21 protein-coding genes, 1 tRNA gene and 1 pseudogene are annotated in these 23,221 nt (G+C 56.1%); 16 read left to right on the top strand and 7 right to left on the bottom strand.

Going from position 1 to position 23,221, the window contains the following annotated elements; translation table 11 throughout:
• The first annotated feature begins 99 nt into the window (after positions 1-99).
• Positions 100-1,317 carry a peptidase T gene (gene pepT, locus GXM22_RS04275; RefSeq protein WP_005933076.1) on the top strand — a complete coding sequence of 406 codons (1,218 nt, stop codon included), beginning with the start codon at positions 100-102 and terminating at the stop codon, positions 1,315-1,317.
• A 77-nt stretch (positions 1,318-1,394) separates the two neighbouring features.
• On the opposite strand, the gene GXM22_RS04270 is transcribed toward pepT, so the two are convergent.
• Entirely contained in the window at positions 1,395-2,774 is a 1,380-nt protein-coding gene (locus tag GXM22_RS04270) for a TrkH family potassium uptake protein (protein ID WP_035394270.1), read from the bottom strand.
• Positions 2,775-3,677: 903 nt separating this feature from the next.
• On the opposite strand from GXM22_RS04270, the gene GXM22_RS04265 reads away from it, so the two are divergent.
• Positions 3,678-3,751, top strand: a tRNA-Arg gene (locus tag GXM22_RS04265).
• Between the two features lie 397 nt (positions 3,752-4,148).
• Entirely contained in the window at positions 4,149-4,304 is a 156-nt protein-coding gene (locus tag GXM22_RS04260; RefSeq protein ID WP_005933062.1) for a hypothetical protein, read from the top strand.
• A gap of 225 nt (positions 4,305-4,529) precedes the next feature.
• On the opposite strand, the gene GXM22_RS04255 is transcribed toward GXM22_RS04260, so the two are convergent.
• Complete coding sequence (locus GXM22_RS04255; protein WP_035394147.1) at positions 4,530-5,465, bottom strand: helix-turn-helix domain-containing protein; 936 nt, start codon at positions 5,463-5,465, stop codon at positions 4,530-4,532.
• 406 nt (positions 5,466-5,871) lie between these two features.
• Here GXM22_RS04255 and GXM22_RS04250 point away from each other — a divergent pair, with 406 nt between their 5' ends.
• The 4 genes from GXM22_RS04250 to GXM22_RS04235 are packed head-to-tail and all read left to right on the top strand — an operon-like array spanning position 5,872 to position 9,978.
• Positions 5,872-7,167, top strand: a complete 1,296-nt coding sequence (locus tag GXM22_RS04250) for an SLC13 family permease (protein ID WP_005933058.1) — start codon at positions 5,872-5,874, stop codon at positions 7,165-7,167.
• Between the two features lie 21 nt (positions 7,168-7,188).
• A complete protein-coding gene (locus GXM22_RS04245) occupies positions 7,189-8,085 on the top strand; it encodes an alpha/beta hydrolase (RefSeq protein ID WP_097772544.1) in 897 nt (298 codons plus the stop codon).
• Positions 8,086-8,111: 26 nt separating this feature from the next.
• Positions 8,112-9,257, top strand: coding sequence for a mandelate racemase/muconate lactonizing enzyme family protein (locus GXM22_RS04240; protein WP_005933056.1), 1,146 nt, complete (start codon positions 8,112-8,114; stop codon positions 9,255-9,257).
• Positions 9,258-9,282: 25 nt separating this feature from the next.
• The gene (locus tag GXM22_RS04235; RefSeq protein ID WP_005933055.1) at positions 9,283-9,978 is read left to right on the top strand and encodes a DUF554 domain-containing protein; all 696 of its coding nucleotides are present in this window, start codon (positions 9,283-9,285) and stop codon (positions 9,976-9,978) included.
• A 477-nt stretch (positions 9,979-10,455) separates the two neighbouring features.
• Here the strand turns inward: GXM22_RS04235 and msrB are convergent, their stop codons facing one another.
• Genes msrB through GXM22_RS15020 form a run of 4 tightly spaced genes read right to left on the bottom strand, consistent with a single transcriptional unit; the run spans position 10,456 to position 13,261 of the window.
• Positions 10,456-11,196, bottom strand: coding sequence for a peptide-methionine (R)-S-oxide reductase MsrB (gene msrB, locus GXM22_RS04230; protein ID WP_279231053.1), 741 nt, complete (start codon positions 11,194-11,196; stop codon positions 10,456-10,458).
• A gap of 36 nt (positions 11,197-11,232) precedes the next feature.
• Complete coding sequence (locus tag GXM22_RS04225) at positions 11,233-12,192, bottom strand: TlpA disulfide reductase family protein (protein ID WP_005933052.1); 960 nt, start codon at positions 12,190-12,192, stop codon at positions 11,233-11,235.
• A gap of 12 nt (positions 12,193-12,204) precedes the next feature.
• A complete protein-coding gene (locus GXM22_RS04220; RefSeq protein ID WP_005933050.1) occupies positions 12,205-13,089 on the bottom strand; it encodes a 4Fe-4S binding protein in 885 nt (294 codons plus the stop codon).
• Between the two features lie 25 nt (positions 13,090-13,114).
• Complete coding sequence (locus GXM22_RS15020) at positions 13,115-13,261, bottom strand: CD1871A family CXXC motif-containing protein (protein ID WP_005933048.1); 147 nt, start codon at positions 13,259-13,261, stop codon at positions 13,115-13,117.
• A 147-nt stretch (positions 13,262-13,408) separates the two neighbouring features.
• Here GXM22_RS15020 and GXM22_RS04215 point away from each other — a divergent pair, with 147 nt between their 5' ends.
• The gene (locus GXM22_RS04215; RefSeq protein WP_005933046.1) at positions 13,409-14,086 is read left to right on the top strand and encodes a response regulator transcription factor; all 678 of its coding nucleotides are present in this window, start codon (positions 13,409-13,411) and stop codon (positions 14,084-14,086) included.
• Positions 14,083-15,300, top strand: a complete 1,218-nt coding sequence (locus tag GXM22_RS04210; protein ID WP_005933044.1) for a sensor histidine kinase — start codon at positions 14,083-14,085, stop codon at positions 15,298-15,300. Before GXM22_RS04215 ends, GXM22_RS04210 begins: the two co-directional genes overlap by 4 nt.
• Here the strand turns inward: GXM22_RS04210 and GXM22_RS04205 are convergent.
• Positions 15,273-15,524: pseudogene (locus GXM22_RS04205) on the bottom strand (hypothetical protein); the annotation flags it as partial. The gene GXM22_RS04210 and the pseudogene GXM22_RS04205 overlap by 28 nt on opposite strands.
• Positions 15,525-16,183: 659 nt before the next feature.
• On the opposite strand from GXM22_RS04205, the gene GXM22_RS04195 reads away from it, so the two are divergent.
• The 7 genes from GXM22_RS04195 (at position 16,184) to GXM22_RS04165 (ending at position 23,217) form a co-directional block, all read left to right on the top strand.
• Entirely contained in the window at positions 16,184-18,181 is a 1,998-nt protein-coding gene (locus GXM22_RS04195; protein WP_035394143.1) for a BglG family transcription antiterminator, read from the top strand.
• A gap of 192 nt (positions 18,182-18,373) precedes the next feature.
• Positions 18,374-18,793: a PTS sugar transporter subunit IIA gene (locus tag GXM22_RS04190; protein WP_099357231.1), complete on the top strand. Its 420-nt coding sequence runs from the start codon at positions 18,374-18,376 to the stop codon at positions 18,791-18,793.
• A 23-nt stretch (positions 18,794-18,816) separates the two neighbouring features.
• Complete coding sequence (locus tag GXM22_RS04185; RefSeq protein WP_005933031.1) at positions 18,817-19,308, top strand: PTS sugar transporter subunit IIB; 492 nt, start codon at positions 18,817-18,819, stop codon at positions 19,306-19,308.
• 51 nt (positions 19,309-19,359) lie between these two features.
• Positions 19,360-20,178 (top strand): PTS mannose/fructose/sorbose/N-acetylgalactosamine transporter subunit IIC, encoded by an 819-nt coding sequence (locus tag GXM22_RS04180; RefSeq protein ID WP_005933029.1) that lies wholly within the window; start codon positions 19,360-19,362, stop codon positions 20,176-20,178.
• The gene (locus GXM22_RS04175; protein WP_005933027.1) at positions 20,178-20,993 is read left to right on the top strand and encodes a PTS system mannose/fructose/sorbose family transporter subunit IID; all 816 of its coding nucleotides are present in this window, start codon (positions 20,178-20,180) and stop codon (positions 20,991-20,993) included. Before GXM22_RS04180 ends, GXM22_RS04175 begins: the two co-directional genes overlap by 1 nt.
• Positions 20,994-21,084: 91 nt before the next feature.
• Positions 21,085-22,026, top strand: a complete 942-nt coding sequence (locus tag GXM22_RS04170) for a hypothetical protein (RefSeq protein ID WP_005933025.1) — start codon at positions 21,085-21,087, stop codon at positions 22,024-22,026.
• 3 nt (positions 22,027-22,029) lie between these two features.
• Positions 22,030-23,217 carry an N-acetylglucosamine-6-phosphate deacetylase gene (locus GXM22_RS04165; protein WP_005933024.1) on the top strand — a complete coding sequence of 396 codons (1,188 nt, stop codon included), beginning with the start codon at positions 22,030-22,032 and terminating at the stop codon, positions 23,215-23,217.
• Positions 23,218-23,221: the final 4 nt, after the last annotated feature.

Below are 23,221 nucleotides of genomic sequence, written 5' to 3'. Positions count from 1 at the left end.
TTTTACTGCGCTTCGATCTGCGCTCCCCTGCTGCACCCTCTTGTAAATTGCCGCGGAAAAGCGTATCATAGAATCAAATACAAGCAAAGGAGCATTCTTATGCGTGCATACGAGCGACTGTTGAATTATGTCCGCGTTTACACTACCTCCGACCCTGAGAGCGGCACCCACCCCTCGGCAGAGCGGGAGTTTGACCTGGCCCGCCAGCTGGTGGAAGAGATGAAGGCTCTGGGCATCGAGGATGCCCGGGTAGACGAGCACTGCTATGTCTACGGCAGCATCCCCGCCACCCCCGGCTGTGAGGACAAGCCTGCCCTGGGCCTGATTGCCCACATGGATACCGCCCCCGACGCTTCCGGCGAGGGTGTTTCCCCCATCCTGCACGAGAATTATGACGGCCGCGATGTTACCCTGCCCGCCACCGGCATGGTGATGAAGGTCTCCACCTTCCCCTTCCTGGCCGATCTCAAGGGTGAGACTCTGATCACCACCGACGGCACCACCCTGCTGGGCGCAGACGACAAGGCCGGTGTGGCAGAGATCCTGACCGCCGCCGAGATTCTCCTTGCCGAGGGCCGCCCCCACGGCAAGCTCTGCATCGCCTTCACCCCCGACGAGGAGATCGGCGAGGGCGCTTCCCTCTTCGATATCCCGGGCTTTGGCGCGGATTTCGCCTACACCGTTGATGGCGGTGACGTAGGCGGCATCGAGTATGAGAACTTCAACGCAGCTGCCGCCACCGTGACCATCCACGGCTTCTCGGTGCATCCCGGCTCCGCCAAGGATGCCATGATCAACGCCTCCAATGTGGCCATGGAGTTCCACACGGCCCTGCCCATCATGGCCCGTCCCGAGACCACCGAGGGCCGTCAGGGCTTCTACCACCTCTGCCAGATGTACGGCGACGTGACCAACGCTAAGCTGGGCTACATCCTGCGCGACCACGATGCCGACAAGCTGCAGTACAAGAAGGATAACCTCCTCCACATTGCCGATTACCTCAACGGCAAGTACGGCCCCGGCACCGTGGAGGTGGAGATCAAGGACAGCTACCGCAACATGCTGGAAAAGATCAAGCCCCACTTCCATCTGGTGGAGAACGCCCGCAAAGCCATCGAAAAGGCCGGTCTAACCCCCGAGGAAGTACCTGTGCGCGGCGGCACCGATGGTGCCACCCTGAGCTGGAAGGGCCTGCCCTGCCCCAACCTGGGCACCGGCGGCTTCAACTTCCATGGCGTGTGCGAGTGCACCACCGTAGAGCGCATGGACAAGGCAACCGAAATCCTGCTGAATATCGTGGAGATCTACAGCAAATGATTCCGCTCCCGAAACGTTTCCACGCTGACTGCACATAAAAAATGGACGGCTCTCGAAAACGAGAGCCGTCCATTTTTTTATCCTACGTTGATCTGTCCAACGGGCAGGATCTTGCGCTTGTTGTCATCGGGTTTGCTGGTCAGGCTGATGGCAAAGGACACCGGGCCCACACGGCCCATGAACATCACCAGCATGTACAGCAGCTTGGCCCCGGTGTTCAGCTGGCTGGTCACGCCCACCGAAAGGCCCACGGTACCAAAGGCGGAGCAGGATTCAAAGATCGCGTCAATGACCGTTACGGCATCCGAGGTGTTGTAATAGACCACCACGGCAGAGCCCAGCGCTGCCACCATGCCCAGCATGATAATGGTCAGCGCACGGTAAACGGTCTTGGATTCAATGTGGTGGCCGCCGATGACACAGTCATCCCGGCCCTGCGCCACGCTGCGCATGGTCAGGATCAGAACGGCAAAGGTGGTCACCTTCACACCGCCGCCGGTGGAACCGGGAGCCGCGCCGATGAACTGCAGAACGCTCATCAGCAGCTTGGTGATGGGCCCGCAGGCGGCCAGGTCGATGGTGTTCATACCGGCAGTACGGGTTGACACCGACTGGAACAGGGCCGCCATCACCTTGCCCGGCACGGACAGCCCGCCCATGCTCTTGGGGTTATTCCACTCCATCAGACCGATGAGGACGGCACCGCCCACCCACAGGATGCAGGAAAAGAGCAACACCATCCGGGCATGGAGAGACAGGTGCCGCTTCTTGCGCCACTCTCCGATCTCCACCCAGACCATAAAGCCCAGACCGCCTGCCATGATCAGGAACATGATCACAGCCTGTACATAATAATTACTGACATAGGGAGCCAGCGAGGAATACTGCCCGAACCGGCCAAACAGATCGAAGCCCGCATTGCAGAACGCCGAGATGGCCGTGAATGCGCTGATCCAGATGCCCTCCGCACCAAACTGCGGCACAAAGGCGATCATCAGAAGCATCATGCCAATGATCTCAAAGGTCATCGCCAGCTTGACCACGATCTTCAGCACATCGGTAGCCTGCGAGTATCCGCTGGCCGAAACGCTTTCTCCCAGCAGCCGCAGGTCCTTAAAGCCCATCCGGCGTTTGGCCGCCAGCGCAAAAAAGCTGGTCAGTGTCACCAGGCCCAGACCGCCCACCTGGATCAGCAGCAAAACCACCGCCTGCCCAAAGGGCGTGAACTGCGTCCAGGTATCCCGCACGACCAGACCTGTCACACAGGTGGCACTGGTGGCAGTGAACATGGCATCCACCACGCCCAGCCGACCGCTGCGGCTGGAAATGGGCAGTGTCAGCAGCAGCGTTCCCAGCGCGATCAGCAGCACAAAGCTGATGCAGATGACCTGCGTTGCACTGCTGCCCAGCAGCCAGCCGCGCCGACGCGATGCTCTCTTTTTCCGTTTCATCCCCATAAGTTGGCTCCTTTTTGTGCCGGGCCGCCTGTGCTGCACCTGCACTTCATTCTGCACCCATGCCGCGCATGAGCGCCTCTCCTATAGGATACACCTTTTTTCTTTCCGATTCAACTTGATTTTGTGGGGAAGTTGCGGTATTATAATATGGTATCCGTCTTCATAGCTCAGCTGGATAGAGCGTTCGCCTCCTAAGAATTCGGTCAACCGGATACCTTGGGTGCAGAAGTGATTGCTCTATTCAAAAGCAAAACCGAGAATCACGGTTTTCTCAACAAATTTTGATGCAACAAGTTCAACACCGTTCCGGTTGCAACGCAGTCGGTCACTTCGGTGTGAAAATCATTCTGCATATTCGTTTCCAAGCGCGTTGAATTTCAAAAAATCAACGATAATACATAATATGCCTCAGTAGCTTAGCTGGATAAAGCGCCTCCCTCCTAAGAATTCGGTCAACCGGATACCTTGGGTGCAGAAGTGATTGCTCTATTCAAAAGCAAAACCGAGAATCACGGTTTTCTCAACAAATTTTGATGCAACAAGTTCAACACCGTTCCGGTTGCAACGCAGTCGGTCACTTCGGTGTGAAAATCATTCTGCATATTCGTTTCCAAGCGCGTTGAATTTCAAAAAATCAACGATAATACATAATATGCCTCAGTAGCTTAGCTGGATAAAGCGCCTCCCTCCTAAGAATTCGGTCAACCTGATACCTTGGGTGCAGAAGTGATTGCTCTAATCAAAAGCAAGACCGGGAATCAAAGTTTTCTCAACAATTTTTGATGCAACAAGTTTAACACCGTTCCGGTTGCAACGCAGTCGGTCACTTCGGTGTGAAAAGCATTCTGCATATTCGTTTCCAAGTGCGTTGAATTTCAAAAAATCAACGATAATACATAATATGCCTCAGTAGCTTAGCTGGATAAAGCGCCTCCCTCCTAAGGAGGAGACCGCAGGTTCGAATCCTGTCTGGGGTATCCCTTTATGAAAATGCGAAGGTCATTTTTCCATGTGAAAGACGATCTTCGCATTTTTCATTTTGAACCTATCACCAAAATTAGCCAGCTAATGCCATTAGCAGAATTTTCGGTTCCAGCTAATAAAATCAGGTTCCCAGCTAATGAAGCCCCATAAAGCACCTTTTGAACTCTGTTTTCCGGCTCTCTGCTAAAATTGGTAGCCGCTTTCCTGTAAATCCATGTAAATACAAGATAATTTGTGTAAATCTATTTTCCACATTCCTGCCCGAAACCGTGCAAAACACTTTTCTCCATACATAGCGCGTTCACTCGCTGTTCTTCCCGAACAGAAAGAGGAACGCGCTTTTTTATTTTCGGGCTGAACTTCCCGAATCCGTCAAAGGAGGGTTTACCGATGAAAAAAGTTCTGACCGTCACGATGGACGGTATCCGCTACCCGGACTACCGCAAGGCACGGAACGAGATGCAAGAACTGGTCCGGGCACAGAAAAACGTAGAACGATTTTTTGCGGAGGAAAAAGAAAACACCGAGAAAACCCAGACCCGATAAACGAACACCGCCGAGGAATCTTCCCATTTGGGAGGCTTCCTCGACGGTGTTTTTTAGTTTATATAGCAGCGGTCCTGTTTTACGAGCCAATCTTCACACAGCCGCTGGGCTTCGTCCCTTGTACAGCAGGTGCAGTTGAAAAGTTTGCCACGGATGGAGCAGTAAGTGTACGGTCCACCGGAAGCGAGGTCGTACTGCCGCAGAAGCGTAGATCAATATTCTGCCCTATAGCATCCCGATGTGGGTGTATTCGGCCAGCTTTTTCTGCAGGATGGGGTCGTCCGGTGCGAGGAAACGCCGTGTCATTCCGTCTACGACCCGATCAGGGGAAAGGCTGGCGCGGTATTCAGCCGGTGTGCGCTGCAGCGTGGCGCGGAACCGGGCGTTGAAGGTTTTGAGGTCGGCAAAGCCGTTCCGCAGGGCAATATCGGTCAGGTTGTCGTTGGTGATGGCAAGATCATTCAGGGCGTGCTGGAACCGTACCCGGGTCAGGTATTCGTGAAAGTTGATGCCGACGATCTGCTTGAACAGAGTGGAAACGTAGGTGCGGTTGTACTGGGCATAGTCAGCCAGATCTTCCAGCGTCAGCTTGGAGGTATAGTGTTCCTCCACATACTCCAGCAGCCGCCGGGCGATGGCGCGCCGCTCAAGATCCTCCGGCAGGGTGTTGAAGTTTTTTGGCTCGAACTGGGTGCAGAGATGGATGGTGAGCAGCTCGAGGGTGGCTTTGGCCGCAAGCTGGGCGTATGGCCCGCCCTGCTGTAAAATGCGGAACAGCTGGCTGGCGTAGAACCGGATGACCCGGTAGCGCGGCTCAGACCGGTCGGCATCGGTGGAACGGCAGGACGGGAACTGATACACAATCCCCTTTTTGACCAGCGGCTTGAATGCAGCGGCCGAAAAATGCAGAACAAGGGCGCAGGTATCTGCTGCCTGCGTCATGGAGGCATGGCCATTGCCGGGGGCAGTCAGGATCACGTCATCCTCATGCAGCAGGCTGTTTTCGGAGCCGCGGCAGTAGGACTGCACGCCGTGGAGCAGGATGCTCAGTTCGTAGTCGTCTGCGTGCCAGTGGTAGCGGTAATTCATGATGTTGTGCGCAAAACAGCGGATGTGGATGTTCTCGCGCGGAAGGTCGAGTTCGTAGTTCGCGGAATCCATTTTTACACCTCAAATCCAAATATTTTCCCTATGGCAAAAATTCAGAAAAGCTTTTGCCTGAAACCCATTGACCTTAGCATAATCCAAAAAACTTGTCGTGTCAAATCGAATTTATGGATGAATGAGGGGGATTTGAAAGAACTGTTTAGTAAAGTGCACAAGTGAGGGAACCGATATTTGACAAAATTTACAGGGAAAATGTTTGGATGCTTTTGAAGGCTTGATTGCGATTCTTCTGTCAAAGATGGTGACGGCCCAATCGGAACTCGAAGAAAATCCACAAATATTTGCAGCGACAAAATAAGAACTTTCTGTTAAGATAGAGCCACAACGAGCCCCTGCCCGGGCAGCAACGGACTTCAGTGTTGAGAAAAACGTGAAACAATAACGGAAAGGGAAAACATTTATGAACACTCAAATGATCATCTGTATGGTGATCTTTGCGGCAACGCTGGTCAGCTATATGCTGAACAAGATCCCCATGTGGCTTACCGCAATGATCTCTCTTGCTGCGCTGTACTTTACCGGCTGCATCGACGCAAACGGTGCGCTGGCTGGCTTCTCGAACGTGAACACTCTGCTGATGGCGACCATGTTCGTTGTGGCAGCCGGTTTCCGCCGCACTTCTGTGGTCGACAGTCTGTGCAACGGCATCATGAAACTGACCCGCGGCAGCTTCAAGACTGCTTACTTCGGCTACATCCTCATCGCCGTTCTGCTGGCAAACTTCATCGCCAGCCCGATGATCGTTTACGCCATCGTCAGCCCGCTGCTGGCTGCGCTCTGCGATAAGACCGGACACAGCCGTTCGCAGTATATGTTCCCGGTCATGGTCGTCTGCGTGGCCTGCTGCGGCATCCTCCCTCTGGCAACGGCCATCCAGATGGCAGGCCAGTACACGGGCTTCCTCGAGACCTACGGCTTCGCTGGTATGAGCATCCGCCCCATCGACTGTGCCATCGGCACCTGGCCGGTCCTCATTGTCGTTCCTCTCTGGGCACTGTTCCTTGGCCCGAAATTCACCCCGAAGCAGCCGATCATTCCCATCGAAGCTCTGAAAGAGAAAAAGTCCGGCAAGCAGGCCGAAAAGCTCAGCCCGTTGGTCGATAAAATTGGTATCGTCATCTTCTTTGTGACCATCCTCTGCCTCATCTTCTCCTCTCAGCTCCACCTCACCACTTGGTCGGTCGCGTTGGTCGGCAGCCTGCTGATGGTTCTGTTCGGTGTAGTCGATTCCAAGTCTGCCCTGCGCGACATCCCTTGGGATATGCTGATGCTCTTCGTCGGTTCGCTGGCTCTGGGTACGGCTCTGACCAACACCGGCGCAGGCGATCTCATCGGCAGCGCACTGGCCAATGTTGTCGGAGGCACCCACAATAACTACGTCCTCGGCGCACTCTTCTTCATTGTGCCCTTCCTGCTGACCCAGTTCATGCTGAACCGCTCCGTCTCGGCTGTCTTTATTCCCATCTGCCTGCTGACCTGCTCCGCTCTGGGTGCAAACCCCACCGGCCTTGTTCTGCTGGTGAATGCGGCTTCTCTGACCGCCTTCCTCACCCCGATGGCAACGCCTGCCGTTCCCATGTGCATGGCTGACGGCGGCTACGACCTCAAGAGCCTGTTCAAGAGCGGCGCGCTCATCACTCTGATCCTGCCGTTCATCTACATCTTCTACACCATGACCGTTTTCCCGGCATTCTGATCGGGAGAGGGAGCTGTTACCATGACTCTGGAAGAAAAAATCGCAATGGCAAACCAAGTCCGCAGCCGGGATCGCTTCGGCTCGGTCAGCCCCGAAGAGCAGGCTGCCCTGCCCGGCACAGAGACCGAACTCTGGATCAAGACGGCAAACGGCTGTAAGATCCATGTCTTTGAGGAACGCCCGGACACCCTGCCCCCAAAAGCGGCACTACTGCTGAATTTCCATGGCGGCGGTTTCATCAAAGGCCGCACCGACCGTGACCGCCGCTACTGCTGTACCCTGATGGAGCGGCTGAACTGCCTCGTCTGGGATGTGGATTACTGCCTTGCACCGGAAAAGGCATTCCCGGCGGCTGTCCACGAGAGCTACGGCATTGCGGAGTATGCTTTCGACCATGCCGAGGAGCTGGGCGTTGACCCGGAAAAGATCATACTGGCAGGTCACAGCGCAGGCGGAAACCTTGTGGCGGCGGCCTGCATCCAGAATGCAGAGACGCACAAGCTGCATCCCTGCTGTGTGCTGATGGAATATTTCCCGGTGGATAACACGGTCAATCCCATTGACCGCCTGTCCCCGGAACTGAAACAGGATCCCTTCTGGGTCAAGCGTTCGGCCACGGAAAAGCTGTACACCGATTTTTATGTGGGCGATGCAGACCCGGCCCAGCCACTCTGTTCGCCCATCAAGGCGGACGAAGCCGCGCTCAGCACCTTCCCAGACTGTCTGATCCTCTCGGCGGGAGAGGACAGCCTGCGGGACGATACCGAGGCGTTTGCACTCCGGCTCATCAAGGCAGGTGTCTGTGTGACTGCCCAGCGTATCCCCGAAGCCATGCACGGCTTTACCACCAACCGGACGCCCGGCTGGGAGCGTGCGCTGGATGCCCATTGCAAATTCTTTCGGGAGCATCTACAATAAAGTAACGTGACAGGAGAAAAAGCACTATGAAAATTACAGACGTAAAGCTGCGCTTTGCGAAGCACTATCTCTTCGTACAGGTCTACACCGATGCCGGTATCGTGGGTCTGGGCGAGGCCGGAAACTGGGGCTATCTGCAGGCGACGGCAGCTGCCATCGAAAAATTTGCGGATTACCTCATCGGCAAAGACCCCTTCCGCATCGAGGATTTCAACCAGAATTTCCTGCGGTCGGTTTATTTCCGCGGCTCGGTCATCATGAGCGCGATCTCGGCCATCGACATCGCACTGTGGGACATCAAGGGCAAGGCTCTTGGCGTTCCGGTCTACGAGCTGCTGGGCGGCAAGACCCGCGATAAGGTGCGGGTCTACGCTTCGGTCATGCACCTGACCGAGGACAACCAGAAGCTGGCGGAACAGTACCAGCAGCTGCAGGAGATGGGCTTTACGGCCGCGAAGATCTTCTGCAACGGACCCACCAGTTCCACGGACGGCAAGGGTGAATTCTACTCCAGCCGGATTGAGCGGGAAGTGGAGAAGGTGCGCGTCTGCCGTGAGGCTGTCGGTCCGGATTTTGATTTCGTGCTGGAAGTCCACCGCGGCATGACCCTGCCCGAGGCTGTTGCCTTTGGCCGTGCCGTCGAGCCATACCGCCCGATGATCCTTGAGGATCCCGTGCCGCCTGACAACGTGGATACCATGGCCGAAGTCGCCAGCAAGGTGGGCGTGCCCATCGCCACCGGCGAGCGCGCCATCGACCTGCGGGAGTTCGAGGTGCTGATGGCACGCCATGCCTGCCAGTATGTCCGCCCGGACGTCTGCGCTGTAGGCGGCATTACCACCAGCAAGAAGATCTGCGCATTGGCCGAAGCACACGATGTGCTGGTCATCCCGCACAACCCGCTGGGCCCCGTGTCCACGGCGGCCTGCCTGCAGATCTGCGCCTCCATCCCCAATCTTGGCATTCAGGAGCTGCCCGGCTTCTGCCTGAACGGGGCTGAGGACAAGATGGTGAAAGAGCCGCTCCGGTTCGAGAACGGCTGTATGCTTATCCCGGAGGCTCCCGGCATCGGCATCGAGCTGGCCGACGACGCAGAAGAGCTGTATCCTGCCAACGAGCGTGGCAGCAACGCCGCACGCCGTGCCTTTGACGGTGCAGTGAAGGACTGGTAAAAACAAAGAACTGTGAGGAAGAAGTATGCCAATTGGAGTTTTGACGAACTGTGCCGCTGTGCTGTTCGGCGGTCTGCTGGGAACGGGTCTGGGAAAGATCTTACCGCAGAACCTGAAAGATAATCTGCCGACCCTGTTCGGTTACTGCTCCATTGCGATTGGCATCAATTCTATCATCAAGGCGTCCGGCATGACGGCAGTCGTGCTGGCGATTCTGGTGGGCTTTACCATCGGACACAGTTTGCATCTGGAACACTGGACGAGCAAATTTTTCCATAAGCTCGTCAAAGCCCTGCACCTTGGCGACGAGCATATCGACATGGAGTTTTACATCACGGCAGTGGCACTGTTCTGTTGCAGCGGTTTCGGCTGGTACAGCACACTGACCGAGGGCATCACCGGCGACCCGTCACTACTGATGTCGAAAGCGGTGCTGGACTTCTTCACCGCAATGATCTTCGCTTCGACGCTGGGTGCGGCCATCTGTGCGATCCCCATTCCGCAGGTCATCATCCTGTTCATCGTCTTTGGTGCCGGTAAGCTGCTGGCCGGTGTGCTGACCCCGGCCATGTTCGCAGATCTCTCGGCCTGCGGCGGTATCCTGACGATGGCGGCTGGCTTCCGGGTGTCCAAGATCAAATCGGTCCCATTGGTGGATCTGATGCCTGCCCTCATCCTTGTGATGCCGTTCAGCCTTCTCTGGACGACCCTGATGGGATAAATCACGAAATCTACCGAAAAGCACGGTCTTTGGGAACGGAGATCGTGCTTTTCGACTTTTTTGTTGCATAATTCCCAAAATGCCGCTTGCTTTTGGGGCGGAATTTGCTCTACTTGGGATAGAATGTCATACGATTTCGATTGGAGTGAGTCCTTATGCGTATTTAGGAGGAATCGAAGAAGTCTTTTAAATGCTGATACGGGCGCTTCTCTGTTTTACACATCTTTTGCCGAAGCCGAAGCTGAATACTTCCAGCCCTGCAATGCTTTGGCACACCTGAATCCATCGGCTAACAGCAATAAGTTTGAATTAGTTCCTTAAGAGAGATGTTCTTCGTTCTCCTCCGCGCAGATCGTTATGCCGGCATTGAGAGTGTCGGAAAATTCCATTCACAGCATATCGGACTGCCCGGTGGCAGTCCGATATGCTGTGATGTGCTGATAGTTCCTTGCATGAGAACTGCCGACCGTTTGCGTCCTATTTTTCAAACAGGTACAGCAGGTATCCGTAGCCCTCGGTCTCCATTTTTTCATAGGGGACGAAGCGCAGGGCCGCGCTGTTGATGCAGTAGCGCACGCCGTTGGGCGACTCCGGATCGCCGGTGAACACATGACCGAGATGGGAGTCTCCGGCGCGGCTTCTGACCTCCGTGCGGCGCATTCCGTGGCTCAAATCCTCTTTTTCCACCACAGCGGGGCCCTCGATAGGCTTTGTAAAGGCGGGCCAGCCGCAGCCGCTCTCGTACTTATCCGTGGAGGAAAAGAGCGGCTCGGCGGTGACGACATCCACATAGATGCCCTTTTCAAACTTGTCCCAGAACTCGCCTGTGAAGGCGCGCTCCGTGCCGCTCTCCTGCGTGACGCGGTACTGCTCCGCCGTCAGCTTGTCCCGGATGGACTCCGCCGCTGGCTTCTGATAGTCACCCGGGTCGATGCGCAGCCGGGAAAAGAGCTCCATCTCCGTGCGCGGGATGTGGCAGTAGCCGTTCGGATTCTTTTCGAGGTAGTTCTGGTGGTATTCCTCGGCGGGATAGAAGTTTTTGAGCGGGCCGATCTCCACGAAGAATTTTTCGCTGCGGCCGCGCTCGATCTCCGCGATGCGCTTCACCGTCTCTCTCGCGCTTTCGTTGGTGAAGTAAACGCCGGTCTGGTACTGGCTGCCGCGGTCGTTGCCCTGCCGGTTTTGCACCGTGGGGTCGATGACATAGAAGTAGGCCAGCAGCGGCGCACAGCAGGCGCTTTTTTAAATCTCGGGTCAGCCCACATCGGCGGCGAGCGCCTGCTCGATGAGCTTTTGCAGCGTCTCCGCCTGCTTCTTTTCTGTGATGGCTCCTACGATGGGTTCACCCACGATATTGCCGCTGCGGTCGACCACATAGGTGGTGGGATAAGCAAAGATGTTGGTAGTAAACTTTCCCGCCTCACCATCTGAGTCAAAATACACATTCTGATAGGTGGCGCCCTTCTTGGCCAGCACATCCTTCGCCTCGGAAATCGCTGCCTCGTCGCCGTCCAGCGTGAAGGTGTTGACACCGATGAGGGAGCCGCCCTTCTCCGCAAGTTCCTTATTCAGTGCGTCCAGCTCGGCAAGCTCTCCCACGCAGGGATTGCAGGTGGTGAACCAGAAATTCACTACGGTGACGGCGTTGGCGGAGAACAGCTCGTCGCTCTTCACCGTGTTGCCATCCAGGTCTTTCCCCTCAAAGGCAGGAAACTTCTGCATACTGCCGTCGTCGGGAGGGTTGCTCGTGTCGCTGCCCGCTGGCATACTCATATCGCCGTCCATGGATTTCTGCATGATCTCGGGATACTTCTCTTCCAACTCGGTCAGCTTGTTTTCAATATTGCTGATCTCCGTGGCTGACTCCTTCAGCCACGCATACTCCTTGTCGGTGAACTGCTCTTTAGCGGCCTCGACGGTATCCAGCAGGAAGTCGCCGTAGTTTTTGCCGTCCTCCTGCATGGTCATGCCCTTATCGGCCGCCATGAACACCTTCTCCCAGAGTTCGGCATTTTCCGACAGGAGCGCGTTTTCCCGCTCCAGCAGCTCCTTGTGCAGAGCGAGCGCCTCCTCGGCGGTTTTCGGCTCGCCGGTCATGGCGGAGCTGTCTCCGCTCATATCCGCCTGCTTGTCGTTGCCCTTTGCGCCGCAGGCTGCAAGGGAGAGCAGCATCATCGCGCACAGCATCAGAGCCAGTATCTTCTTTACATTCATATTCGTTTCTCCTTAAGCTTTGTTGTTGTTTTCTCGCAGTGTCGCTGCGTTTTCTTTCTCTTTTCCATCGCCGAAGCCGTAGCGGAAGCACACGGCGTTCGTCGGACAGGCACGGATACACATCCCGCAGCGGATGCACTCGGTATGGTTGGGCGTTTTCGTCACATCCACGTCCATCTTGCAGGCTCTGGCGCATTTCCCACAGGAGACGCACTTACTCTTGTCCACCTTCATCTGGAAAAGGGACACCCGGTTGAACAGGGCGTAGAACGCGCCCAGCGGGCATAGCCACTTGCAGAAGGGACGGTAGAACAGTACGCTCAGCACGATCACCGACAGCAGGATGCTGAACTTCCATGTAAACAGCTTGCCCAGCGCCGCCCGGATGCCGGAATTGGCGAGGGACAGCGGGATGGCTCCCTCCAGCACGCCCTGGGGGCAGAGGTATTTGCAGAAGAAGGGGTCGCCCATGCCAACGTCGTTCACAAGGAACGCCGGCAGCAGGAGGACCATCACCAGCAGGACAGCGTACTTGAGGTATGTCAGGGGCTTGAGCTTCTTTGTGGAGAGCTTCTTCGTCGGGATCTTATGCAGCAGCTCCTGAAACCAGCCGAAGGGACAGAGGAAGCCGCAGATAAAGCGCCCCAGCAGCACGCCCAGCAGAATGAGAAAGCCTGTGATATAATAGGAGAAGCTGAACTTGGACGAGCCCACCACTGCCTGAAACGCCCCGATGGGGCAGGCTCCGGAGGCCGCCGGACAGGAGTAGCAGTTCAGCCCCGGCACGCAAACGGTTTTCCCTGTGCCTTGGTACAGTCCTCCTTTGAAGAAGTTCGGCAGGTGCAGGTTGGTCAGTAGCGTCGCACCCGCCTGTATCCAGCCCCGAAATCGGGACATGGTCTGCGAAACGCCTGAAAACTTTTTACCCAATACCCACACACTCCAGACATAATTTGATTGCTTTGCTCAGCACTGTCGCCGCCTCGCCCCGCCAGACGCCGAAGCACAGCATGGCGACTCCGGCCATCAGCAGCGCGATCTGCGCCGCAGCCTTTTTCCCGCAGCTCATTTTTCATCATCCTTTCCGATTTTCTGCCCCCATCATAGCGCGGGAGAGTTAAAGTCTCTGTTAAGAACAAAAACTTAACGCAAACCTTATCTATTTTTGCTATAATAAAAACAACACAAAAACGGAGAAATAAAAAGGAGGGCTCTCATGCACCTTTTAGTAATTGAAGACGAACACGCTCTGTGTGAAACAATCGTCCGCAGCCTGCGGCGGCTGGCCTACAGCGTGGACTACTGCTACGACGGGGAGAAGGCTCTGGAGTTGCTGGGCGTGGAGTGCTACGATCTGGTACTTCTTGATCTGAATCTGCCGAAAAAGGACGGCATGACAGTGCTGCGCGCCCTGCGGCAGACCGACCGAGAGACGCGGGTGCTGATCCTCTCCGCCCGCAGCGAGGTGGAGGACAAGGTGCAGGGGCTGGACGCCGGGGCAAACGACTATCTTGCAAAGCCCTTTCATCTTGCCGAGCTGGAGGCCCGCATCCGCAGCCTGACATTGAGGCAGTTCACCCAGCAGAATGTGCTGCTAAGCTGCGGAGGCCTGAGCTTCGACACCCGCTCCCGCACCGCCGCCGTCAATGGGCAGACGCTGACGTTGACCCGAAAGGAAACGGGGATACTCGAATACCTGATGGTGCATCAGGGGCGGCCCGTGAGTCAGGAGGAGCTGATTGATCACGTTTGGGACAACAGCGTGGACAGCTTCAGCAATTCCATTCGCGTCCACATCTCCGCCCTGCGCAAAAAGCTCCGCGCCGTGCTGGGCTATGACCCCATCCGCAACCGCATCGGCGAGGGTTATCTGATGGGAGGCGAGGAGGAATGAAGCGGCTTTCCTTGCAGTGGCGCATCACGCTGATGTCCGCCCTGCTCATCGGCATCACCTGCGTGGCCATGAATCTGCTGCTGTGCTCCTCCGGTGTGTACTATATGGACACCATTGCGGACAGCTTACAGGGCGGCGGCACGGTGATCCTGAATGATAGCGGAGCGGCGAGCTTTGACCCGCAGCTCATAACGCCCAACGAGGAGTTGACCATCGTCGTCGATGGGGTGCAGGGGCGCTTCCGCACCACCAACTGGTACATCACGGCGGCGGTAACGCTGCTCAGCGGCATCCTCGCCTATTTCGTCAGCGGACGCGCTCTCAAGCCCCTGCGCAGCTTTACCTCGCAGGTGGAGCAGGTGCAGCTGAACAATCTTGCCGATATGAGGATCGATGAAGACTCCATTTCGGAGTTCCGGCAGCTGAGCCGCTCGTTCAACCAGATGCTGGAGCGGCTGAACAACGCCTTTGCCGCCCAGCGGCAGTTCACCGGCAACGCCGCCCACGAGCTGCGCACGCCGCTGGCGCTGATGCAGGCGCAGCTGGAGCTGTTTTCCGCGGAGCATCCCGATGTGCGGCCGGAGACGGCGGAATTCCTCACGCTTTTGCGCGAGCAGACGGAGCGGCTGACGCAGATGACCAAGACGCTGCTGGAGATGAGCAATTTGCAGCAGGTGGCGCGGAACGAGCAGCTCCAGCTCGCCCCCATGGTCGAGGAGATCTTTACGGATCTTGCGTCGCTGGCGGAGAAGCGAAGCATCACGCTGGAAGCGGAGGGCGACGCCGCCCTGACCGGCAGCGACGCGCTGATCTACCGCATGCTCTTCAACCTGACGGAGAACGCTGTCAAATACAACCGCCTCGGCGGCTCGGTGCGGGTCGAGCTTGCACAGGGGCAGGAAAAGTGCATCATTCGCGTTTCCGACACTGGCTGCGGCATTCCGGAGGAGTATCAGCGGAGCATTTTCCATCCCTTCTTCCGGGTAGACAAATCCCGCAGCCGCGAGTACGGCGGCGCGGGACTGGGACTTTCTCTGGTGTGGGAGATCGCCGATCTCCACGGCGGCTCCGTTTGGGTGGAGGAAAGCTCGGACAAGGGCACGACCATCGCGGTGGAGCTGCCGGCAGGGGCGGAAAAGACGGCGCAGGCGATGGCAAGCCGTTGCTTTTGTCCGCCGGACAGGGTGGACGGGTGCGCATCCCTGTACTCGTAAAGGCCAAATTCTTTCAGCAGATGTATTGCACGGTCTTTGCTTTCTTCCGTCAATTCGGTATTCAGCAGCAGTTCCTCCGCCACACTCGCCGTAAAAAACTGCGTTGACGTGTCATTGCCGCAGTAATAGATATTCCTGCGCCGGACTGCCGCTCTTGCTTTTTTCCATTTTGAACAATGCGATGGGGCTAATTTCCCCTCCAAAATGGCCTTCTGTAAACCCATTTTCCCACCCATTAGGCTCAAAAATAGGCCGTAAACCCATGGTAAAACCATCAAAATGGGCTAATTTGAAGTCAAATTTCCTCAAATTTCACCATCGGAATCAGGTGATTCTAGGCATAGAAAAAGCCCGGAAATGGCGTATTTCTGGGCTTTTTTAGCATTTTTAAGCTGTAGATTATCGCTTGCTGAACTGAGGTGCGCGACGAGCGGCTTTGAGGCTGTACTCACCTGACCTTGATCCGAAAAGTCCAGTATTCATGCAGGTTTTCGGGCTTCCCTCTCTCAGTAAACCCATAGGTAAACCCACGAAATCGCGAAATTTTTGGTGTAGTTCAACGCAGCCCGAATGCTGCATTCACAACGCTGCTCAATTCCTCAGGTTTATTATGTGTTCTCCTCCTATCTATCTTCATACACAAAATCCAAGAACAGCGTGTCATGCAAAAGAGCCGCAGTCAGCACAAATAATTTTTGTGTAGCAAGCAATGACGGAGAGGGTGAGGATGCTAACAATCAAGCTATTTTCTAATTATATCCCAAAACCGGAAATGCCGCTCTGGGCTGAAAAGCTCGGAGCGGCATTTCTGGTTTCCGGCTTGCATTTCGGGCAGTGTTTTACTACAATAAAGGCACGAATGATTGGGAAAAGGAGCGGTTTTATGTCCAGCAGAGCCTTGCAGATCGTGACCCAGTTGAGCAATGCCCCCGAACAGACGATGACTTCGCAGGAACTGGCGGAGCGGATCGGTGTCAGTGCGCACACCATCAAGAATGAGATGCCGCAGGTGGCGCAGATCCTGAATGAGAATGGTGCCCGGCTGGTTTCCCGGCGGCATAAGGGTTACTATGTGGAAGTTCTGGACCCGGAAGCGTACGATACTTTTTCGGCTGTGACCAGCATCCGGCAGATGCCGGGCAGTATGCTGAACGCCGACCGGGAAAGCCGGGTGCGGTATCTGTCCCGGCGCATCATCTCCACGGAAACCGGCATTAAGAAGGAACAGCTGGCCGATCAGCTTTTTCTCTCGGCTTCGGCATTGCGGGAGCCGCTGAGCATGGCGACCCGCCTGTGTGAGAGCTTTGGCCTGCGGATCGTCTCACGCCCCGGCACCGGAATGCGGGTGGAAGGAGAAGAGTACAAGCGCAGGCTGGCACTGACCGAAGTCTCCGGCGTGCATTTCCACAAGGAAACGCTGGATTGCAGTGACCCGGACAGTGCATCCTGGCTCAGCTGCGGATACGAAGAGCGGCAGGATATCCGGCATACATTTCTGAAGATCCTGCGGGAAAGCCCGGTCTCCCTGCGAGACAGTGCGACCCAGCGTGTGGCGGTCTACCTGATCATTGCACGGAACCGGGTGCAGAACGGCCATGAGATCCGGCTGCCGGACCCATGGCTGGAAAGCATCTCCGGAACGATGTTCTATCCGCTGGCACAGTCCATTTACCACACACTGGAGGAACAATACGGGGGCTATGCCATGCCCCAGGATGAGGTGGCGTTTCTGGGCATTCTGCTGTTCAGTATGCTGGATGTGAACCTGAAGCGGGACCCGTTCAGCCTGCATCCCGGCTTTGCAGGGCAGGCGGGATGCTTGCGGGACCGGGTGCTGGTCTACCTGAAGCAGGAGACCGGACTGGATTTTGCGCCCTTGCCAATGGCAAGGGATCTGCTGCAGCAGATCCTATTCAATCTGATCGCACAACATTTCTATGGAACGGACGGCACAATGCAGTATGACTATGTTTATGAACTGCAATTTCTGGATTGCCCGCTCTGTGCGGAACTGAGCCGCCGGGTGATTGAATTTATCCAGACGGTTTATCCGTTCCGGGCAAACCGGTTTCTGCTGGCAATGCTGAGCTGCTATTTCTTCAGCCTGCTGCACGAGATCCGGTATCCCATCCGGCCGCTCCGTCTGTGCTCCACCCATTTTCTGGGAACCGAGTATGCCCGGATCCAGACAGAGGGCCTGAAAGAGCGTTACCCCGAACTGATCGAAGAGATCACGCCGATGAACCTGTACGAGCTGCGCCGCATCGACCCGGCAGAATGCGACGGAGTGCTGCTGGGAAATGGCGCAGAACAGGAAGAGGGAATAAAGCCCGGCTACCGGTATGATTACCCGGTGGAACTGTTGCTGTTGATCCGGAACGAACGGGACTTTGACCGTGTTTACAACACCCTGCTGGTGGAAGCATACCAGTATCGGCAGCAGCTTCCGCCGCCGGAGAATTATCGTGTAATCCGAAACTTCCAGTATTACACGCCGGAGCAGTTCTTCCAGTATCTGGCGGGGGTACATGGCAGGGACGAAGCTGAACGGCAGGCGCTTCTGAATCGGTGGATCATCCGGGAAAAATGCTGGACGTACCAGTGCGGCGAAGTCGTGGTGGTCTTTCAGGAGGAACAGGGCGCAGAAGGAGAAAAGATCCGACTGGAATTTTACCCGCTGGAAAAACGGGCACTCTGGGGAGAACGGAAGATCCGGGCACTGCTGTATGTCGGCGGCGGACTTCACGACTGGCAGAAGATGAAAGCGCTGAATACACTGCTGTACTCTTTTGTGCGGTATCCGGAAGAACTGGAAGCCTTTGCGGAAGACCCGCCCCGGATGGCGGCGGAATGGCTTCGGCGCTCGTTGCAGACTATGTAAAATCACCAAATCATGGCGCACAGTTTTGAACAGGGTGTTCAACTGTGCTCCATTTTGAACTTATAAAATGAAATCAAAACGACTTGAACTTATTCTATAAATCAAAAAGCGTTGAACTCTGTGCAAAATAGAGATAAAATGTGAACATCGAAGGAAAATAATTAGCTTGTAGTCGAAAAGAGGATGCCTGTTATGCTGAAAATCTTTCTCTCGTCCCATGGCTCAATGGCCAGCGGAATGCAAAGCTCGCTGAAGATCCTGATGGGAGAGTGCGAGAATTTGACCGTATTTGATGCCTATCTGGATGAGAGCTGCGTGCAGGATCATCTGGATGCGTTCTATGAGACTGTCGGTCCGGAGGACGAAGTGCTGCTGTGCAGCGACCTTTACGGCGGCAGCGTGAATCAGGCCATGTTCACCTACCTGGACCGCCCAAACACCCGGCTGGTGAGCGGTGTGAACATGAGCTTCATGATGAATGTTCTGAGCGAGGATACCCTCAGCGACGAACGGCTGGATGAGATCATTGAAGAAAGCCGCGAGTATCTGCGCCGTGTGGAACCGGAAGTTCCTGCGGACACGGCACCGGCAGGCAGCGACGACTTCTTCTGATAAAAAGAAAGGATGGAAAACTTATGATCAAATGGGTACGTTTGGATGAGCGCATGATTCATGGCCAGGTCGCCACCAAGTGGAGCCGCACGCTAGGCGTTGACCGCATCGTGGTGGCAGATGATACGGCGGCTGCCAGCGATATCATGCAGAAATCCCTGATGATGGCTGCACCGGCCACCTGCAAGACGGCGATCGTGACGGTGGATAAGGCGGTCTCGCTCTGCAACGATCCCCGTGCAGCCGGTCTGAAGATCCTGCTGATCGTCAGCACGCCGGAAAATCTGCTGCGTGTGGCCAAGGAAGTCAAGGATATCCCGCAGATCAATGTGGGCAATTATGGCCGCATTGCTCCCAAGCACGGAACGGAAGCCCGCAAGACCTATACCAAGAATCTGTATGCCTACGAGGACGAAGTCGAGGTTCTGCGGCAGGTCATGGCAACCGGGATCCCTTGCAATGTGCAGACCATCCCCGATGATGTTCCGCAGGAACTTTCCAAGGTACTGGGCTGAGCGTGGTGCTCTGCCTGAAAATAGAAAAAAGTACAAGGAGGAAAAATCGCTATGTCAATTACCGCTGCAATCATCTGTGCAGTCGTGTATGCGGTCATCAACTGGCTTGACCCGTACACCCTGTCCTGGCAGTGCCTGAACCGCCCCATCGTGGTGGCACCGCTGGTCGGCCTGCTTCTGGGCGACTTCCAGACCGGCATCATCATGGGTGCTTCGCTGGAAGCAATCTTCATGGGCATCTCTGCTGTGGGCGGCTCGATTCCGTCCGACTGCCTGTCCGGCTCCATCATCGCTGTGGCGTATACCATCGTGGTGGGCGGCGACGGTGCCATGGAAACCGGTCTGGCTCTGTCCCTGACCATCGGTACCGTGATGTCTACCATCAACACCATGCTGATGCCTCTGTGGGCCGGCCTGGCTCCCTACTGGGAGAGACTGGCTTCTGAGTGCAAGCCCAACAAGTTCCGTGCCATCTCCATGGTCGTCAACTTCATCGCCTGCCTGCCCGGTGCGGCAATCATCTTCTTGGGCGTTGCCTTTGGCATCGAGGGTCTGCAGGCTGGTCTGGCTGCCTGCCCCGCATGGGTCATGACAGGTCTGGCCGCTGCCGGTACCATGATGACCGCCGTCGGTTTCGGCATCCTGCTGTCCATGATCTGGTCCACCGATATCGCTGTGTTCTACTTTGTCGGCTTTATCTGCGCCAAGAGCCTGGGCCTGAGCAGCCTTGGTATCGCCGTCATCGGTGCAGCCATCGCCCTGACCCTGTTCTTCATTGACAAGCGCATCATTGATGCAAAGAACGCTGTGGCTGCTGCCCCCGCTGCGGGTGCTGCTGCCCCTGCCAACAGTGAGGAGGATTTCTTCTGATGGAAAAGAAAGTTGTCAGCGCAGAGGAAAATAAGATCCTCAAAAAGATGTTCTGGAACAGCCATCTGGTCTTTGCAAACTTCAACATGACCAAGATGGAAGCCAATGGTTTCACCATGACCATGGCCCCCGCCGTGGAGAGTATCTATGGCGACGATATCGAAGGCAAGAAGGCCGCTTATGCCCGCCATCAGTCCTTCTTCAATACCCATGCAGTCGCATTCAACTTTATCGCAGGTCTGTGCTACGCACTGGAAAAGGACTGCCACGACGGTAAAGTTCCCGGCGAGACCATTGATGCCATCAAGGCTTCCCTGATGGGCCCCACCGCCGGTATGTTCGACTCCATCTTCTTCAACTGCCTGCGTGTCATCGGTGCCGGTATTGCAATCGGTCTGTGCTCGCAGGGCAACATCCTCGGCACCTTCATCTTCATCCTGCTGTATGGCATTTCGCAGTCCCTGCTCAAATGGGTCCTGCTGAAACTGGGCTACACACTGGGCACAAGCTTCATCAACACCGTCTTTAACAGCGGCCTGATGAGCGTTGCGACCCGCTGTGCATCCATCCTCGGCCTGATGATGGTCGGTGCCATGACGGCAACCACCGTGGGCTTCCCCCTGAACTGGACGCTGAACATCGGCGAGACCTCCATCGTGGTCTCCGAGCTGTTTAATGCCATCTATCCGGGCATTCTGAGCTTGGCTCTGGTGCTGTTCATGATGTGGCGAATCAAGAAGGGCAACCGCCCCACACAGCTGATCATCGGTCTGCTGATCTTTGGTCTGCTGGGCGCATTCCTTGGAATCTTCTAAAAAAATCAGATCGCCTGATCCTGCAAGGGGTCCGCAGTCCGGCAGGAGTAAAACGCTTCCTGCCGGACTTTTTTGTAGAAGGAGAACGGATATGACATTGCAAGACCTGATGATGCTGTATGGTGTCACCCTGGGCAAACGGCGCACTGCAAAGCAGAAATATCTTTTTGCCCAGCAGCTCAACGAGAGCCTACCGCCGCTGGGCTGGCCGGTGCGGGTTCAACAGAGGGAAGGACGGTTTTCCAAGATCGAAAACCTGATTGCCGGGGATCTGGCAAATGCAAAGGTCGTCATTGCGGTCCCCTTTGATACGCCGGCAAAGGCGCTGCGGCCCCAGAAATACTATCCGTTCCATCCGGACAAAAATGTTCAGCAGCGGGGGAGAGACCTTGCACTGCAATGCGTGCTGGAACTGCTCTGTTTCGGAGCGGCCTGCCTGATGTTCTGGTCCGGACGGGGAACCGGTGCCATGCTGCCCCGGACGCTGGCGGCACTGCTGCTGGCAGGGGTAGGTGTCTGGCTGCTGCTGCCCCATGCAAGCCCCTGCAACTTCAGCCGCTGTTCCGGTGCGGTCGCCACTGCCGTAAAGCTGGCGGAGGACCTGAGCGGTGAGGAGAACATCGCTTTTGCCTTCTGTGACCATGCAGTGGATAACTATGACGGCTTCCGGCTTCTGGCGCAGGAGATGCCAACTGCGGCAACTGTTCTGCTGCTGGACAATCTGACCAGCGGCCCGGCAGTGGCGCTGGCGCACGGCGAGTACCGGAAAGAGGCGGCGGAACAGCTGTGCAGTTTGTTGCCGGAGGATAAGGTCTATGACCGGAACTACCCGGAGGAACAGCGGCAGCGGAATCTGCTGGCGCTCTTTCCCAGAGGGATGATGCTCAGCTGTGGACGAGTGGAAAAAGGCGAATTTGTTGTGGAGAATACCTGCTGTGCACAGGACCATGTACTGGATCTGCCCCGGATGGAGCGGATGGAACGGGCGTTGGCCGATTTTGCAAAACAGGAAGCAAATAAGAAGGAGAACTGAATTATGAAACTGCATTCCAACCGCATTTATACGCCGGAAGGCCCCAAGGCAGGTGTGCTGACTGTGGAAGGCGGCAAGATCACTGCCTTTGCAGAAAACACGACCGACCCCGAAGCCATTGAATACGGCGACCAGCGGATTATCCCCGGCATTTTTGATACTCATAACCACGGCACCTGCGGTTATGATATCATGAATAAGAATGCCCCCCATGAAAAGCAGATCGCATCCGTGAAAGGTTATCTGAAGGGGCTGGCAAGTCAGGGCACCGTGAACATCTTCCCGACGGTGTGCGACCCGGATTCCATCCGTGCGGTGGCAGAGGTGGCAAAAGAGGGTGATCAGGACGGTGCAACCATTCTGGGTATCCACAGCGAAGGCCCCTGGCTGAACCGCACCGGTGAAAAAGGCATCCGTACCGGCTGGCCGGAGGTAAGTATGGAGACGGCACATGCCATGGTGGAAGCCGGCGGCGGGTGGCTGCGTCTTGTGGCACTGGCACCGGAGATCCCCGGGATGGACCCCATCATCGAGTATTTCCTCTCGCAGGGCATCACAGTGGCAGCCGCCCACAGTGACAACAACTATAAGCAGGCCATGGCCGCCTATGCCAAGGGCATCAGTGTGGCGACCCATACCGGCAACGTCATGACCGATATGCATCACCGGGACATCGGCGGTCTGGGAGCAGCCCTGACCAATGAAAACGTTACCTGTGAGGTGATCTGCGACGGCCTGCACATCTGCGATGAGATGCTGGGCATCTACTTCAAGGTCAAGAGCACCGACAAATTCATGATGGTCAGTGACTGTACGGCTCTGTCCGGTGCACCGGTGGGCAAGTATGAGGGCATCTTTGAGGGGATGGCCCTGAATGTGACCCCGGAGGGCTTTGTTCTGACCGATACCGGCCGCCTGTGCGGTTCCAGCCAGCCGGTGCTGTTCGACATCAGAAATCTGGTGAACAATGTTGGCATCCCGCTGGAGACCTGCCTGAAGATGGCCTGCCTCAATCCCTGCATCAAGTATGGTTTTGCCGACCGCAAGGGTACCATTGAAGTGGGCAAGGACGCAGATCTGGTGGTCATCAGCGACGATTATCAGGCACAGGTCACCTACGCCGAGGGCCGGAAGGTCTATGACCGCAGCACCGAGGGCAAGATCTTCAATGCGGATTATCTGAACCGATAAGGAC

It is taken from the genome of Faecalibacterium duncaniae (genome assembly GCF_010509575.1).
GTDB classification, from domain to species: Bacteria; Bacillota; Clostridia; order Oscillospirales; family Ruminococcaceae; genus Faecalibacterium; species Faecalibacterium duncaniae.
The sequence above is the reverse complement of the archived record's forward strand: the minus strand, read 5'-3'. Positions and strand labels throughout refer to the sequence as shown.

Excerpts from the sequence above, each read along its gene's own strand:
- pepT (WP_005933076.1), top strand. The coding sequence starts at position 100 with ATGCGTGCATACGAGCGACTGTTGAATTATGTCCGCGTTTACACTACC.
- GXM22_RS04270 (WP_035394270.1), bottom strand. The coding sequence starts at position 2,774 with ATGGGGATGAAACGGAAAAAGAGAGCATCGCGTCGGCGCGGCTGGCTG.
- GXM22_RS04260 (WP_005933062.1), top strand. The coding sequence starts at position 4,149 with ATGAAAAAAGTTCTGACCGTCACGATGGACGGTATCCGCTACCCGGAC.
- GXM22_RS04255 (WP_035394147.1), bottom strand. The coding sequence starts at position 5,465 with ATGGATTCCGCGAACTACGAACTCGACCTTCCGCGCGAGAACATCCAC.
- GXM22_RS04250 (WP_005933058.1), top strand. The coding sequence starts at position 5,872 with ATGAACACTCAAATGATCATCTGTATGGTGATCTTTGCGGCAACGCTG.
- GXM22_RS04245 (WP_097772544.1), top strand. The coding sequence starts at position 7,189 with ATGACTCTGGAAGAAAAAATCGCAATGGCAAACCAAGTCCGCAGCCGG.
- GXM22_RS04240 (WP_005933056.1), top strand. The coding sequence starts at position 8,112 with ATGAAAATTACAGACGTAAAGCTGCGCTTTGCGAAGCACTATCTCTTC.
- GXM22_RS04235 (WP_005933055.1), top strand. The coding sequence starts at position 9,283 with ATGCCAATTGGAGTTTTGACGAACTGTGCCGCTGTGCTGTTCGGCGGT.
- GXM22_RS04225 (WP_005933052.1), bottom strand. The coding sequence starts at position 12,192 with ATGAATGTAAAGAAGATACTGGCTCTGATGCTGTGCGCGATGATGCTG.
- GXM22_RS04220 (WP_005933050.1), bottom strand. The coding sequence starts at position 13,089 with ATGTCCCGATTTCGGGGCTGGATACAGGCGGGTGCGACGCTACTGACC.
- GXM22_RS15020 (WP_005933048.1), bottom strand. The coding sequence starts at position 13,261 with ATGAGCTGCGGGAAAAAGGCTGCGGCGCAGATCGCGCTGCTGATGGCC.
- GXM22_RS04215 (WP_005933046.1), top strand. The coding sequence starts at position 13,409 with ATGCACCTTTTAGTAATTGAAGACGAACACGCTCTGTGTGAAACAATC.
- GXM22_RS04210 (WP_005933044.1), top strand. The coding sequence starts at position 14,083 with ATGAAGCGGCTTTCCTTGCAGTGGCGCATCACGCTGATGTCCGCCCTG.
- GXM22_RS04195 (WP_035394143.1), top strand. The coding sequence starts at position 16,184 with ATGTCCAGCAGAGCCTTGCAGATCGTGACCCAGTTGAGCAATGCCCCC.
- GXM22_RS04190 (WP_099357231.1), top strand. The coding sequence starts at position 18,374 with ATGCTGAAAATCTTTCTCTCGTCCCATGGCTCAATGGCCAGCGGAATG.
- GXM22_RS04185 (WP_005933031.1), top strand. The coding sequence starts at position 18,817 with ATGATCAAATGGGTACGTTTGGATGAGCGCATGATTCATGGCCAGGTC.
- GXM22_RS04180 (WP_005933029.1), top strand. The coding sequence starts at position 19,360 with ATGTCAATTACCGCTGCAATCATCTGTGCAGTCGTGTATGCGGTCATC.
- GXM22_RS04175 (WP_005933027.1), top strand. The coding sequence starts at position 20,178 with ATGGAAAAGAAAGTTGTCAGCGCAGAGGAAAATAAGATCCTCAAAAAG.
- GXM22_RS04170 (WP_005933025.1), top strand. The coding sequence starts at position 21,085 with ATGACATTGCAAGACCTGATGATGCTGTATGGTGTCACCCTGGGCAAA.
- GXM22_RS04165 (WP_005933024.1), top strand. The coding sequence starts at position 22,030 with ATGAAACTGCATTCCAACCGCATTTATACGCCGGAAGGCCCCAAGGCA.